This window comes from Nonomuraea sp. B1E8 (assembly GCF_039871515.1).
GTDB lineage: Bacteria > Actinomycetota > Actinomycetes > Streptosporangiales > Streptosporangiaceae > Nonomuraea.
In genome coordinates, this window is the sequence record NZ_JBDPLS010000010.1 from 136,112 (window position 1) to 150,780 (window position 14,669).

The following is a 14,669-nucleotide window of genomic DNA, read 5'->3' on the forward strand; positions in this document are numbered from 1 at the left end:
GGCGTGACTGAGGAGGTGACATGCGCGTCCGGGGGAATCCGAGAGCCCAGGTGGTGCGGATAGGGGCCCGGCTTGACGCCGGGACGTCGGCCGGGGTGCGCGAGCGCCTGCACAAAGCTCTCGACACCGGTGAAGGCGACCTGATCCTCGATCTCTCCAAGCTGGAGATGATCGACGCGACCGGTCTCGGGGTGCTCGTGGGAGCGCATCGGCGCGCGTTGAGCGTGCAACGTCGCCTCGTTCTTCGGGGGGTGCCCCCGCGGATCATGCGGATACTCGCGGTGACCCGGCTGAATCGGGTGCTGCACGTGGAGGTTCCCGCCGCCGCGGTGGCCTGAGGTGACATATCGGAGCGGGCGACGATCAGCCGTCGCCCGCTCTTTCTTGGCTTAGACAAAAAGCAGATTACGGCTGTCCGTGATACCGCTCTGAATCCTCGTGCAAAAGAGACGGTTATGCGGAGTCAGCCGGAGCCGAGGCTACGGGAGAAGATGTGCACGGCGACGGCGACGAGTTCGTCGATCTCCGGTTGGTCCTCCGAGAGCAGCCATTCGATGAGCAACTCTTGGAGCGCGCCAATGACACCCAGCGCCACCAGGCGCCGACTGGACGGGGCGGCCTGCGGGAAATCGGCGGACGCCTCCTCCACCAGCCGGGCGAACGACTCGATCGCGCGCTGGCGCGACAGGGCCAGCACATCCCCTGACCTGCGCACCTCGACGTGCATGATGCGGGCCCGGCGCCAGTCGGCCGTGGCGAACTCGACATACGCGCGGATCCCCGCCTCGACCCGGCCCGCCAGCGTGTCGGGCGCTTCCTGTAACGCCTTGGCCACGATGGCCAGAGTTTCCTCCACGCAGCGTTCGTGCAACGCCTGAAGGAGCTCTTCGCGGCCGCCGAAACATTCGTAGAAGGCCCGGTTGGAGATCCTCGCCTCCGAGCACAACCTTTCGATGGTCGTCGCCGCGAAACCCGGTTTCGCGTATAGCGTGTACGCGGCCGTCATCAGCCGCTCTCGTCTGTCCGCCAGCCTTTGCTCAGCCGACATTCCCCGGTAAGACCGGTTCACATTCCACCCGTCCAACATGATCGTGGCCCCCAGAGCACACAATTATGGACGGATGATCGGATCGGGGAAAGAGCGCGGCGATTATCTCTTACGTCGCCCGTGCAAGAACGTGACAAGCCTGATCAGCCGCTCAAGTTCCGCGGGCCTCCGGGAGAACGACGTCAGGTTCATCCCGGGCATCGCGAAGCGCTGCCGGGAGATCGCCTTGGGCCTGGCGAACTCGCGCAGGCCGTCGGCTCCGTGGATCCGGCCGAACCCCGAATCGCCCATCCCGCCGAACGGCAGCGCCGGAACCCCCGCGAACGAGATCACCGAGTTGACGGCGGTCATCCCCGTGCGCATCCTCCTGGCCAGGTCCGTCGCCCGCCGCGCGTTCCTGGAGAACACCGTGCCGCCCAGCCCGTAGGCCGAGGCGTTGGCCAGTTCGAGCGCCTCGTGCGCGTCACGGGTGCGCCGCACGGTGATGGTCGGCCCGAACGTCTCCTCCCGCACCGCGGGGGAGTCCTCCGGCACGTCCTCCACGATCACCGGATCGACGTACGGCGCCCGCACCGAGCCGGCGCCGCCGGCCACCACGCGCCCCGCCTTGGCGGCGTCGTCGATGTGCCGCTTGATGATGTCCACCTGACCGGGCATCGTGATCGGGCCGTAGTGCTCGCCCGCCCGCACCCCGGCCACCCGCTCGGACAACTCGCGCATGAAGCCGTCATAGACGGCGTCGACGACGTAGACACGTTCGACGCCCACGCACGTCTGGCCCGCGTTGGACATCGCGCCCCACAGGCAGGCGTCCGCCGCCGCCCGCAGGTCGGCGTCGGCGTCCACGATGAACGCGTCCTTGCCGCCGCACTCGGCCACGATCGGCGTGAGGTTCTCGGCGCAGGCCGCCATGACGCGCTTCGCCGTGGCGGTCGAGCCGGTGAACGCCACCTTCCTCACCCTCGGGTCCGCGGCCAGCGCCGCCCCCGTCTCGCCCAGCCCTGTCACGGTCTGCAACACCGGGTGCTCCGGGACGGACTCCCCGAACAGCTCCGCCAGCCGCACGCCGATGCCGGGAGTGAGCTCGCTCGGCTTGAACACGACCGCGTTGCCGGCGGCGAGCGCGTAGGCGATGGAGCCCATCGGGGTGAAGACCGGGTAGTTCCACGGGCCGATCACGCCGACCACGCCCAGCGGCAGGTATTCGAGGGTAGCGGTCAGGTTGAGGCCGATCACGCCGGTGGCGACCCGGCGGCGGCCCAGCACCTTAGCCGCGTTGCGGGCGGCCCAGTCGAGGTGCGTGATGGCGAGGACGAGCTCCAGCGTGGCGTCGCCGACCGGTTTGCCGGTCTCCTCGTGGACCAGCTTGGCGAGGGCCCTGAGCTCCCGGGTGACGACCGCCTTGTAGTCGAGCAGCCGCCGCCTCCGCTCGGCCGCCCCGATCGCGGCCCACCACCGCGCGGCCTCCTCCGCCCGCCCCACCGCCTGGCGCACGGCCTCGGGGGCCTGGTTGGGGTGACTGCCGACGATCTCGCCGGTCGCCGGATTGAGTGAGTCGAACGTCAGCGTCGCCATGGCGTCACCATAAACCGCCCACCCTCCGCCTACCACAGCCCCACCCACGCCGGAAAGCTCCTGAAGGGAAGGAGACCCGGCGAGGGCCGACATTTCGCTACTTACAGGGCCCACAGGGCGCGCCGTAGCGGCGGGCCACCACTGAAGGGTCAGAAGCCGTTTCCCTGGAAGGCCGTCAGCCGGAGTGTGGCGGGTGGCTGGCCTCCGCGGAGCCGTAAAGGATCTAGAAGGGAGCCAGGTCAGAAGCCGTTCCCCTGGAAGGCCGTCAGCCGGCTACGGCGGGTGGCTGGACTAGGCGAAGCCGTAAAAGATGATCAAAAAAGAGTCGGATTCTCCGGTTGGATGCCGCGCAGGGCGTCGTAGTCGAGGGTGACGCAGGTGATGCCGCGGTCGGAGGCGAGGACGCGGGCCTGGGGTTTGATCTCCTGGGCGGCGAAGACGCCGCGCACGGGCGACAGCAGCGGGTCGCGGTTGAGCAGTTCGAGGTAGCGGGTGAGCTGCTCGACGCCGTCGATCTCGCCCCGGCGCTTGATCTCGACGGCCACCGTCGCTCCGTGCCCGTCGCGGCACAGGATGTCGACGGGGCCGATCGCCGTCATGTATTCGCGCCGGATCAGCGAGTAGCCGTCGCCCAGCGTGGTGATGTGCTCGGCGAGCAGCTCCTGCAGGTGGGCTTCCACGCCGTCTTTGATCAGCCCGGGGTCGACGCCCAGCTCGTGGCTGGAGTCGTGGAGGATCTCCGCCATGGTGAGGACGAGCTTCTCGCCGGTCTTGCCGTGCGTGACCGTCCAGGTCTCGCCGTCCTCTTTGAGCTTGCACGGCGGGTTCATCCAGTTGAGCGGCTTGAACGCGCGGTCGTCGGCGTGGATGCTCACGCTGCCGTCCGCTTTGATCAGCACAAGTCTCGGCGCCATCGGCAGGTGCGCCGTGAGCCGTCCGACATAATCCACGCTGCACCGCGCGATGACCAACCGCATGACGCCCCACCTTAGCGGCTCTGGAAAACTGGTCGCATGGCGTTCGAACGGGTGGGAGCGGCCGGGCCGGGCAGGATGGGCACGGCGCGGATGGCGGACGTGGGTGTGATGGGTCCCCGGAGCCGATGAGCCCGCGTCGCGCCCGCCGTAGGGAGTCCTCCCGCCCCTTCGGCTTCCCGACCGGCCTGGACATGGTGGAGGAGTGGCCTGACGGCTCGTGGAAAGTGCGCATGCTGACCGGCTCGTCGTCCACGAAGAACTACCGGTGCCCGGGCTGCGACCAGGAGATCCGCGTCGGGCTGCCGCACATCGTGGCCTGGCCCGCCTGGCCGGGCGGCGACGAGGAGCGCCGCCACTGGCACCAGGCCTGCTGGCGTAAGAGACTCGACCGCGGCCCAGGCCGCAGCCGTTACTGAGAGGACCCATGGTGGAGATTCGCGCGGCCACGGTGCTGCCCGCCCGGCGAGAGCCGATCGAGTTGCACACCGGCGACGGCCTGACCCTGGTCGGCGAGCTGGCCCTGCCCTTGGACCGGCCTCCCGCGGCCACGCTGGTCACGCTGCACCCGCTGCCCACCCACGGCGGTTTCATGGACAGCCACGTCTACAAGAAGGCCGCCAACCGCCTGCCCGCCCTCGCCGACCTGGCCGTGCTGCGCTTCAACACGCGCGGCACCTCGTCGGAGCGCGGCACCTCGGAGGGCACGTTCGACGGCGGTCAGGGTGAGCGGTTCGACGTGGCCGCGGCCCTCGAATACGCCGAGTTCCACGATCTGCCGCACGTGTGGGTGGTCGGCTGGTCGTTCGGCACTGAGCTGGCGCTGAAATGGGCGCACGATCCGCTCGTCGAGGGCGCGATCCTGCTCTCGCCCCCTCTCCACCGGGCCACCGACGACGATCTGGACGCCTGGGCGCGGTTCGGGCGGCCGCTGGTCGCGTTAGTGCCCGAGTTCGACGACTACCTGCGGCCCGAGGAGGCCCGCGAGCGGTTCGCCCGGGTGCCGCAGGCCGAGGTCGTCGGGGTCGACGGCGCCAAGCACCTGTGGGTGGGGGAGCCGTACGTGCGCGTCGCGCTGGACGAGATCGTCAAGCGGGTGAATCCGGGGGCCTGGCCACTCCCGACGGAGGTCTGAGACCGTCTTGGCGGATACTTCCATGTGCCCAAGATCACTGAAGATTTTTTTGAGCAGAATGAGCAGAACTCTGGACCAAGTGAATCAACCGGGGTGAAAATCCGATCGTCAACCGAAGATCGTGGAGACGCCGGGTGCTTGAATCCCGCGCGTAACCCCTGCTCAGCGTGGGCGAGGAACGTATGCGGGTAATGCGTGGAGTGGCTGCGGCGGCGTTATCGGCGACGATCTTAGTGGTTCCGCAGTCGGTGTCCGCACAGGAACGATCACAGCGGGTGGCCGGGCCGCCGGCGCACGGCCCGGCGGAGACCGAAGAGGCCGCGCTCGCGATGGCCCGGCGCGCGGGCAGGCCGGTCGAGGTCGCGTCGATGCGCAACGAGACCCGCCAGGTGTTCGCCCAGCCCGACGGCAGGCTCACCATGGAGATGCACGTGCGGCCCGTACGCGTGCGCAAGGGGGACCGCTGGGTCCCCGTCGACACCACGCTCCGCCTGCGCCCCGACGGCGCGGTCGAGCCGGTCGCCACGGCGGTCGGCCTGACGTTCTCCGGCGGCGGCAGCGGCCCGCTGGCCGCCATGTCGCGCGGGGGCAAGTCGATGCGGCTGGGGTGGACGGGCGCCCTGCCCAGGCCGGCGCTGAAGGGCGACACCGCCACCTATCCCGAGGTCATGCCGGGCGTGGACCTCCAGGTCACCGCGGACGTGGACGGCTTCTCGCACCTCCTGGTGGTCAAGTCGCGGGCCGCCGCGGCCGGGCTGACCGAGCTGACGTTCCCGCTCTCCGTCTCCGGCCTGTCGGTGAAGGCGGACAACGCGGGCAACCTTGAGGCCATCGACGACAACGACGGCACGATCTTCGTCGCGCCCACCCCGAAGATGTGGGACTCCGAGGGCATGACGAGCCCGCAGGCGCTCAAGGAGGGCCGCTCGCCGGAGGCCAGGGAGACCACGATGGGCGTGCGGCTGGCGGACGGCCGGCTGCGGCTCAGGCCCGACAGGAAGATGCTGACGGACCCGGGGACCCGCTTCCCCGTCTACCTCGATCCCTACTTCTCGGCCGCCCGCAACGCCTGGACGGCCGTCTGGAGCAACTGGCCCAACTCGAACTACCTCAACTCCAGCGACGTCGCCAGGGTGGGCCACGTCAACTCGCAGAAGAACCGCTCGTTCTTCCAGATGAACACCGGCTCGGCCATCCACGGCAAGCAGATACTCAAGGCCACGCTGCGCACGTACGAGACGTGGTCGTACTCGTGCAGCGCCCGCAAGGTGGAGGCCTGGGCGACCAACACCATCAGCAAGAGCACCACCTGGAACAAGCAGCCCGCATGGGTCACCAAGCTGGACACGAAGAACGTCGCCAAGGGCTGGGGACCGAGCTGCCTGCCCGGAGGGGTCGAGTTCGACGTCACCCCGCAGGTGGTCAACGCCGCCGCCAAACAGTGGCCCAACGTCACCATCGGACTGCGCGCGACCAGCGAGACCGACCAGTACGCCTGGAAGAAGTTCAGGAACAACCCGAGCCTGGTCATCGAGTACAACTCGGTGCCCGCCGACCCCGTGGCCGCGGACCTGTGGTCGGACCCGGGCGGCGCCTGCGTCTCCGGCGACGGCAGGCCGGTCATCGGCACCGACACACCCAAGTTGTGGGCCAAGCTGACGGACGCCGACGACTCGGTCAGGGGCCGGTTCGAGTGGTACGACGCCGGCGGGGTCAAGTCGGGCGAGTACGTCACCCCGCTGGGTTCGTCGGGCGGCGCGTTCTCCGCGACCATCCCGAACAGCCTGTTCGCCGACGGCGCGATGATCCGCTGGCGGGTGCGCGCCGAGGACGGCACGGCCACCGGCGCGTGGAGCCCGTGGTGCGAGGCCACGGTGGACGCGACGGCCCCCGGCAGGGAACCGCAGGTCTCCTCGCCGGACTACACGGAGAACGGCTGGAGCGACGGCGTCGGCCTGCCCGGCACGTTCGCGTTCGCCCCGAACGGCGTCCCTGACGTCGCCGCGTACCTCTGGGGCCTCGACACGACGCCCAAGGCGGAGTCCGTGCCCGCCGCGGACGGCACGGCCTCGATCGTGCTCACCCCGCGCCACAGCGGCCCCAACGTGCTGGCGGTGCGCAGCAGGGACCGCGCCGGACACCTCGGCCCGATCCGCACCTACGTCTTCAACGTCAACACCGGCAAGCCGCCGAGCGGGCACTGGACGATGGACGACGGCCAGGGGACGGTGGCGGCCGACGCCACCGGCGCGCACCCGGCGACGCTGCACGGGGCCACCTGGACGGCCGGCAGGACCGGGTCCGCGCTGGGGCTGGCCGGCGCGTACGCCCAGACGTCCGGCCCCGTCATCGACACCAGTCGCAACTTCACCGTCAGTGCCTGGGCCCGCCTGACCAGCACGGCCGCCTCCGCGACGGCCGTCACCCAGGAGGGCGGCAGGACGGGCGCGTTCGCGCTGCAGTACGCCAGGGCCGACGACCGCTGGGCGCTGAGCCTGCCCGGCGCGGACGCGGACGGCGCGCCGGTGGCCCGGGCCCTGTCGCAGGCCGCGCCCCGGCTCGGCGAATGGACCCACCTGACCGGCGTCTACGACTCGGCGGCCGGCCAGATCTCGCTCTACGTGAACGGCCGGCTGGAGTCCACGGTCGCCGTCACACCACCATGGAACGCCACAGGCCCCCTGACGATCGGCCGCGGAAGGGTCGGCGGGGCGGCTTCGGACCACTGGCAAGGGGACGTCGACGAGGTGCGGGTGTACGCCCGCGCCATGTTCGCCGACGAGGTCGCCGATCTGGTCAACAGCGCTGCCACGCTGGTCGGCCACTGGAGGCTGGACGAGGAGTCCGGCTCGTCGGCCGCCGATTCCTCGGGCCGCGCGACCGCCGCGTCGTTGTCCGGAGCCGCCTCGTGGACGGGCGGGTGGCTGGACGGCGCGCTCGCGCTGGACGGCGTCGACGGGCACGCGCAGACGAGCGCGCCCGCCGTCAACACCAGGACGGGTTTCACCGTCGCCGCCTGGACCCAGCTCGACTACCTTCCCACCCGCGCCGCCGCGGCCGTGGCCCAGACCGGCAGCCGCGCCGCCGGTTTCCAGCTCGGCTTCGACCAGGGGCGGTGGGCCCTGGGCATGGCCGCCGCCGACACCGACACCGCCGCGCTCGTCAGCACCCGCTCGGACGCCGTTCCCGTCCCCCTGGAGTGGACGCACGTGGCCGGCGTGTACGACCCCCTGGCCGGAGAGTTGCGCATCTACGTCAACGGCCGCCTGTCCACGACCACCGTGACCGACCACATCAGCGCCTGGAACGCGACCGGCCCGTTGCACCTGGGCCGGACCAGGACCGCGGGCGTCCTCACCGGCTACTGGCCGGGTGCCCTCGACGACGTCCGCACGTACGACGGTGTGCTCAACGCCGAGCAGATCGCTCAACTGGCCGCCCAATAAGTGTCGCAGTAAGTCCCGACTAACCCAGTAATTCCCCCTGGCAGCACCTCACTGGGAGAGATCCATGGACCCGCAGAGCGAGTTAGACCTGCCCGAATCCCGCTGGAATCGTTTTCAGCAACCCCGGGAACCGGGCGAACCAGACATCGCAGACCCCTCCTGGAACAGGCTCACCGAGCCCAAGCCGGAGCCTCGCTGGCCACGCCGGCTGGCCACAGCCCTCTCGATCGTCCTCGTCGTGCCCATGGCGTACGCCATGCCCGCCCACGCCGCGCCCCGCCAGGCCCCGTCCGTGCAGAAGGAGACGCCGGTCAAGGGCGAGAAGGTCCCGGTGGTCCCGCCGATGGCCGACCCGGTGAAGAAGCAGGCGTGGCAGGCTCCGCCGGGCGTCTCCTGGCCCAAGCCGCAGACGGCCGAGCTCGGAGGCGCCGGCGCGAAGACCCAGGCGGCCGGATTCCCGGTACGGCTGGCCGCGCGGAAGGGTGTGACGGCGGCGGCCCCGGTGAAGGTCGAGATCCTCGACGCCGAGGCCACCGGCAGGCTGGGCCTCGCGCTGCGCGTCTCCCCCGGCGGAGGGGCCACGGCGAAGGCGGCCGAGGCCAGGACCCGCCTGGAGATCGACTACTCCAGTTTCCGCCACGCGTACGGCGGCGACTACGGCGCCCGGCTCCGGGTCGTCGAGCTGGAGGAGTGCGCCCTCGACGCCAAGGCCACCGGCTGCGCCCAGCCGCGGCCCGTCAAGAGCGTGAACGACACCGAGGCGGGCACGCTGACCGCCGAGGTGGCGACGACCGGCCTGTACGCCGTGACCGCCGCCGCGTCGGGCCCGTCAGGCGACCACTCCGCCACCGGCCTGGCCCCCTCGGCCAACTGGAGCGTCGGCACCCAGTCGGGCGACTTCAGCTGGACGTACGAGCTGCGCACGCCTCCGGCGCTGGGCGGCGAGGAGCCGGACGTGTCGCTCGTCTACTCCTCCCAGAGCGTGGACGGCCGCACCGCCTCCACCAACAACCAGCCGTCCTGGGCCGGTGAGGGCTTCGAGCTGAACCCCGCCGGCTACGTCGAGCGCCGTTTCAAGTCCTGCATGGTCGACGGCAAGAAGACCGGCGACCTGTGCTGGGACCAGGACAACGCCACCCTGTCGCTCGGCAACTCCTCCATGGAGCTGGTCAAGGACGCCACGACGAAGCAGTGGCGGCCCAAGCGCGACGACGGCACCAGGATCGAGCAGCTCACGGGGGCGACCAACGGCGACAACAACGGCGAGTACTGGCGGGTCACCACCGCCGACGGCACGCAGTACACGTTCGGGCTGAACCGCCTGCCCGGCTGGGCCTCCGGCAAGCCGGAGACCAAGTCGGTGCAGACGGTGCCGGTGTTCGGCAACAACAGCGGCGAGCCCTGCTACTCCAGCACCCCGGCCAACGCCTGGTGCCGGCAGGCGTACCGGTGGAACCTGGACTCGGCGGTGGACCCCCACGGCAACGCCACCACCTACTGGTACACCCAGGAGAGCAACTACTACGGCCGCAACATGAAGCCCGAGCAGGGCACCCAGTACGTGCGCGGCGCCTACCTGACCCGCATCGACTACGGCTACCTGAAGGGTGAGCTGTTCACCAAGGCGCCCGCCGCCCGCGTGGTCTTCGACGTGGCCGAGCGCTGCCTGCCCAGCGGCACGGTCACCTGCGCCCCCGACCAGCTCAATAAGGACACCGCCAAGCACTGGCCGGACGTGCCGTTCGACCAGATCTGCGGCTCGGGGCAGAAGTGCACCGACCGCCTGGCGCCCACGTTCTTCACCCGCAAGCGGCTGGCCAAGGTCACCACGCAGATCCTCAACGGCTCGGGACAGTACGCGGCGGTGGACTCCTGGGCGCTGGACCACCAGTTCCCCGCCACCGGCGACGGCATGAGCCCGTCGTTGTGGCTGGCCTCGATCCAGCAGACCGGCCACGTGGGCGGCACGATCACGCTGCCCAAGACCACGTTCACCGGCGTTCAGCTGCCCAACCGGGTCGACGCGGACGAGGGCCGCGCCCCGCTGGTCAAGTGGCGCGTGCAGGCCGTCGACAACGAGTCCGGCGGCGAGTTGCGCGTCCACTACTCGGCCGCCGAGTGCGAGCCGGGCAACCTGCCCGCCGCTGACAAGAACGACAAACGCTGCTACCCGCAGCGCTGGTCACCGCCGGACGAGGCCGAGGTCACCGACTGGTTCCACAAGTACGTGGTGACGCAGACGGTCGAGGTGGACCGCGTCGCGGGCTCGCCGAGCGTGGTCACCGACTACGAGTATCTCGGCGGCGCCGGCTGGCGCTACGCCGACAACATCCTCGTCAAGCCCGAGCACCGCACGTGGGCGGACTACCGGGGGTTCGGCCGGGTGCGCGTCCGCCAGGGCGACGGCCAGGACACCGAGCGCACGCTCACGGAGTTCCGCTACTTCCGCGGGCTGCACGGTGACCGGCAGTCCGACGGCTCCAAGCGCAGCGCGCAGGTCGAGGACACCGAGGGCGTCAAGCTCGACGACCTCGACCAGCTGGCCGGGTTCGAGCGGGAGGAGATCCTGTACGACGGCGACGGCGGGCCCATCGTGACCTCGACCGTCGAGAAGCCGTGGTCGCTCAAGACCGCGGCGTCCACGCACGACGGCGTCACCAAGGCCGCGTACGTGGTCGAGCCGGAGTCCATGGTCACCCGCACCGCCCTGGGCGGCGGAACGTGGCGGCGGACCGGCGAGGAGCGCACGTACGACGCCAAGGGCCTGCTCACGCACGTGGAGGAGAAGGGCGACCTGGCCGTCGCGGACGACGACCAGTGCACCCGCTACACCTACGCCCGCAACGACGCGGCCTGGATGCTCGACTACACCAGCAGGATCCAGAAGGTCGCGGCGAGCTGTGACACGGCCGTGTCCACGCTCTCCGCCGGAGAGGTGATCTCCGACGAGCGGGTGCAGTACGACGGCAAGGACTTCGGCCAGGCCCCGAGCAAGGGCGACGTGACCCAGGTCCAGCAGCTCGTGTCCGGGGACGGCGCGACGATCACCGACCGCGTCCACACCTACGACGCCTACGGCCGCGAGACCAGCGAGACCGACGCGGCCGGCACCCGGTCCGTCACCACCTACGTCCCGGCCGCGGGCGCCCCCGCGACCGAGGTCAGGCAGACCAACCAGCTCGGCCACGTCGAGCGCACCCTGCTCGAACCGGCGTGGGGCGAGCCCGTCGCCGAGATCGACGCCAACAACCGCCGCGTCGACATGGAGCACGACGCGCTCGGCCGCCTGATCAAGGTCTGGCAGCCCGACCGCAGCAAGGCGGCCGGGCAGTCGCCCAGCACGGAGTACACGTACCTGATGCGCAACGACGGCCCCAGCGTCGTCACCACGAAGACGCTGCGCGCCGACGGCGGCTACACCACCAGCCACGAGCTGTACGACGGCCTGCTGCGCGAGCGGCAGACGCAGGAGCCCGCGCCCCGCGACGACCAGACGGACGACCCCGCGCTGCGCGAGGGGCGCACGATCACTGACACCTTCCACAACTCGCTCGGCGAGCAGTACAAGTCGAACACCGGCTACTTCGCCACCGGGACGCCCTCCACCGAGCTGCTGGCGGTGGCGGACGCCGACGTGCCGGCACAGATCGTGTCGTCCTTCGACGGCTCGGGCGACGTGACCGCCCAGGTCCTCAAGGCGAAGGGCGTGGAGAAGTACCGGGTGAGCGCCGAGCAGGAGGGCGACAGGATCCACGTGACGCCGCCGCCGGGCGGCACGGCGACCACCCGCATCGGCGACGCCGAGGACCGTCTGATCGAGCTGCGCCAGTACAAGGGCGCGACCCCGACGGGCGACTACGAGTCCACGAAGTACACCTACGACCACGCGGGCCGGCTGGCCACGGTGACCGACCCCGCGGGCAACGTGTGGCGCCACCACTACGACATGCGCGGACGGGAGATCAAGACCGAGGACCCCGACAAGGGCGTCACCACGATGACGTACAACGACGCCGACGAGGTCGTCAGCACCACCGACGCCCGCGGCAGGACGCTCTGGTACGTCTACGACGAGCTGGGCCGCAAGAAGGAGCTGCGCGACGGCTCGGCGAGCGGCCCGCTGCTGGCCGAGTGGAAGTACGACGGCCTGGCCAAGGGGCACATGAACGCCACCATCCGCTACGCGGGCGGGCAGGCGTACAAGGCGGAGATCAACGCCATCGACGCCGACTACCGCACGCTGCGCCAGACGGTCACCATCCCCGAGCGCGAGGGCAAGCTGGCCGGCGCGTACGTGCTCAACACCCGCTACACGCTCGACGACCAGGTGCAGTCGATCAGCTTCCCGGCCGCCGGCGGCCTGGCGGAGGAGTCGGTCGTCTACAGCTACGACGAACTCGGCCAGCCGGTCAGGCTCGCCGGCCTGTCGACGTACGTGAACACGACCCGCTACTCCAAGCTGGGCGAGACCCTGCAGTACGAGCTGGGCTCGGGAAGCAAGAAGACCTGGCTCACCTACACCCATGACGAGTCCACCCGCAGGCTCACCAGCATGCGGCTGGACAGGGAGGGCGCCGCCGACACGGATCTCGACCTCCACTACTCCTACGACGCCGTCGGCAACATCACCAAGATCGCCGAGCGGGCGGGCGGCCAGGACACGCAGTGCTTCACCTACGACCACCTGCGCCGCATGACGTCGGCGTGGACGGCCACCGACGACTGCGCCTCCGGCTCCCCGCAGTCCGGCACGATCGGCGGCGCGGCCCCGTACGCGGTCAGCTACGCCTACGACGTCACGGGCAACCGCGTCAAGGAGACCAAGCACGCCTGGGGCGGCGCGCCCGAGACCGTGCGCGCCTCCACCTACCCGAAGCCGGGCGAGCAGCGACCGCACGCGCTGCTGAGCGCCGGATCGGACCTCTTCGAGTACGACGCGACCGGCAACACCACCAGGCGCAAGGTCGGCGCCTCCGACCAGACCCTCGTCTGGGACGCCGAGGGCAACCTGGAGTCGGTGACGGAGGCCGGCAAGACGACGTCGTTCGTCTACGACGCGGACGGCGAGCGGCTGATCCGCAGGACGCCGGCCGACGCCACGCTCTACGTCGATGACATGGAGCTGCGCTTCGACTTCGCCAAGGACGCCGTCGAGCAGACCCGCTACTACACCGTCAACGACCAGCCCATCGCGGTGCGCACGCCGGACGACCAGGTCCACTTCCTCGCCAACGACCATCAGGGCACCGCGCAGGCGGCCGTGAACGCCGGCAACGGTGAGCTGGCGATCCGCAGGCAGACGCCGTTCGGCGAGGACCGGGGCTCGCCACCGCCATGGTGGCCGGGCCAGCGTGCCTTCGTCGGCGGCACCAAGGATCCGACGACCGGGCTCATCCACCTCGGAGCCCGCGAGTACGACGCGCGCAACGGCCGCTTCCTGTCGGTCGACCCCGTCATCGACGATCTCGACCCGCAGCAGCTCAACGCCTACGCCTACGCCAACAACAGCCCCGTCACCATGAGCGACCCCGACGGCCAGCTGTTCTGGTTCGCGGCCGGCATCGCGGCCCGGATCGCGATCCGGTGGGCGGCCAGGCGGGCCGCCCAGGCGGCGGCCAGGCGGGCGGCGCTGGCCGCTGCCAGGCGGGCCGCGGCCAGGCGCGCGGCGATCGCGGCGGCCCGGCGCCGTGCCGCGGCGCTGGCCAGGAAGAAGGCCGCCGAGGCGGCCAGGAGGAGAGCGGCGGCCGCGGCCCGGAAGCGGGCGCTCGCGGCGGCCAGGAAACGAGCGGCCGCCAAGGCCAGGAAGGCGCGGGAGGCGGCGGCGCGGCGCAGGGCCGCGGCTGCGGCACGGAGGAAGGCGAGGAAGGAGGCTCGCGAGGCGGCGGCCAGGAGGCGCGCCGCGGCCGCGGCCAGGGCGCGCAACCGGCGGGCCGGCAGGCTGCCGCGCGGCATCCAGCGCGCGCGGTCGCGCCCGGCGAGCCGGCCGACCAGCCACAGGTCGACGCAGCGGCAGTCGCCGCCGAAGGTGAACCGGCAGCCGGCCCAGCCACGGCCGAGCCACATCTGGCGCAACGACGGCACGAGGCAGCCGACCCAGTCCTACACCGTCTACGGCAACGGCCGGATGTACCCCCAGGGGCGGCCCCCGTCGAACCTGGGCCGGGGCAGCGGCAGCGGCCAGGGTGAGAAGCAGATCTTCAAGCCGGAGAAGATCGAGCCGGAGAGCACGCGGGCCGGCACCGTCGCCGAGACCGGCGCCCGGTTCACCCGCTGGATCGACAAGGGCGGTCTGGGAGACGCCCTGGACATCATCTTCGGCGGCTTCTGACGGGTCATCCGGTGCGAGGGCGCGCCCCTGCTCGGGGGCGGGCCCTCGTTTCGGCCCGGGTGCGGGGTCAACCCCGCGCGCCGCCAGCCCGCGACGCGACGGGAGAGCCCTCGGTCTCCACCTTCAGGCCGGGGAGGAGTTCAGGACATGGAGTGATTGTCGC

General features: G+C 70.9%; 8 protein-coding genes. 5 read left to right on the top strand and 3 right to left on the bottom strand.

Translation table 11 applies throughout. The features are described from left to right. Positions 1-20: 20 nt before the first annotated feature. The gene (locus ABGA98_RS30100) at positions 21-338 is read left to right on the top strand and encodes an STAS domain-containing protein (RefSeq protein ID WP_132509772.1); all 318 of its coding nucleotides are present in this window, start codon (positions 21-23) and stop codon (positions 336-338) included. A gap of 125 nt (positions 339-463) precedes the next feature. On the opposite strand, the gene ABGA98_RS30105 is transcribed toward ABGA98_RS30100, so the two are convergent. From ABGA98_RS30105 to nucS, 3 genes are all read right to left on the bottom strand, one after another. Beyond that, positions 464-1,087 carry a TetR/AcrR family transcriptional regulator gene (locus tag ABGA98_RS30105; protein ID WP_347621779.1) on the bottom strand — a complete coding sequence of 208 codons (624 nt, stop codon included), beginning with the start codon at positions 1,085-1,087 and terminating at the stop codon, positions 464-466. A gap of 63 nt (positions 1,088-1,150) precedes the next feature. Beyond that, positions 1,151-2,623 (bottom strand): aldehyde dehydrogenase family protein, encoded by a 1,473-nt coding sequence (locus ABGA98_RS30110; protein ID WP_347621780.1) that lies wholly within the window; start codon positions 2,621-2,623, stop codon positions 1,151-1,153. Positions 2,624-2,937: 314 nt separating this feature from the next. Continuing rightward, a complete protein-coding gene (nucS, locus tag ABGA98_RS30115) occupies positions 2,938-3,600 on the bottom strand; it encodes an endonuclease NucS (RefSeq protein ID WP_347621781.1) in 663 nt (220 codons plus the stop codon). Positions 3,601-3,725: 125 nt separating this feature from the next. On the opposite strand from nucS, the gene ABGA98_RS30120 reads away from it, so the two are divergent. The 4 genes from ABGA98_RS30120 to ABGA98_RS30135 all read left to right on the top strand — a co-directional run bounded on the left by ABGA98_RS30120 (position 3,726) and on the right by ABGA98_RS30135 (position 14,506). Further along, positions 3,726-4,016 (top strand): ATP/GTP-binding protein, encoded by a 291-nt coding sequence (locus tag ABGA98_RS30120; RefSeq protein ID WP_347621782.1) that lies wholly within the window; start codon positions 3,726-3,728, stop codon positions 4,014-4,016. Positions 4,017-4,027: 11 nt separating this feature from the next. Then, the gene (locus tag ABGA98_RS30125) at positions 4,028-4,732 is read left to right on the top strand and encodes an alpha/beta fold hydrolase (protein ID WP_347621983.1); all 705 of its coding nucleotides are present in this window, start codon (positions 4,028-4,030) and stop codon (positions 4,730-4,732) included. Positions 4,733-4,980: 248 nt separating this feature from the next. Beyond that, positions 4,981-8,178: a LamG-like jellyroll fold domain-containing protein gene (locus ABGA98_RS30130; protein WP_347621783.1), complete on the top strand. Its 3,198-nt coding sequence runs from the start codon at positions 4,981-4,983 to the stop codon at positions 8,176-8,178. A 244-nt stretch (positions 8,179-8,422) separates the two neighbouring features. After that, the gene (locus ABGA98_RS30135) at positions 8,423-14,506 is read left to right on the top strand and encodes an RHS repeat-associated core domain-containing protein (protein WP_347621984.1); all 6,084 of its coding nucleotides are present in this window, start codon (positions 8,423-8,425) and stop codon (positions 14,504-14,506) included. The last annotated feature ends 163 nt before the right edge of the window (positions 14,507-14,669 follow it).

Bases quoted from the DNA above. Each gene is read 5' to 3' on its own strand.
- ABGA98_RS30100 (WP_132509772.1), top strand. From the start codon at position 21: ATGCGCGTCCGGGGGAATCCGAGAGCCCAGGTGGTGCGGATAGGGGCC.
- ABGA98_RS30105 (WP_347621779.1), bottom strand. From the start codon at position 1,087: ATGTTGGACGGGTGGAATGTGAACCGGTCTTACCGGGGAATGTCGGCT.
- ABGA98_RS30110 (WP_347621780.1), bottom strand. From the start codon at position 2,623: ATGGCGACGCTGACGTTCGACTCACTCAATCCGGCGACCGGCGAGATC.
- nucS (WP_347621781.1), bottom strand. From the start codon at position 3,600: ATGCGGTTGGTCATCGCGCGGTGCAGCGTGGATTATGTCGGACGGCTC.
- ABGA98_RS30120 (WP_347621782.1), top strand. From the start codon at position 3,726: ATGAGCCCGCGTCGCGCCCGCCGTAGGGAGTCCTCCCGCCCCTTCGGC.
- ABGA98_RS30135 (WP_347621984.1), top strand. From the start codon at position 8,423: ATGGCGTACGCCATGCCCGCCCACGCCGCGCCCCGCCAGGCCCCGTCC.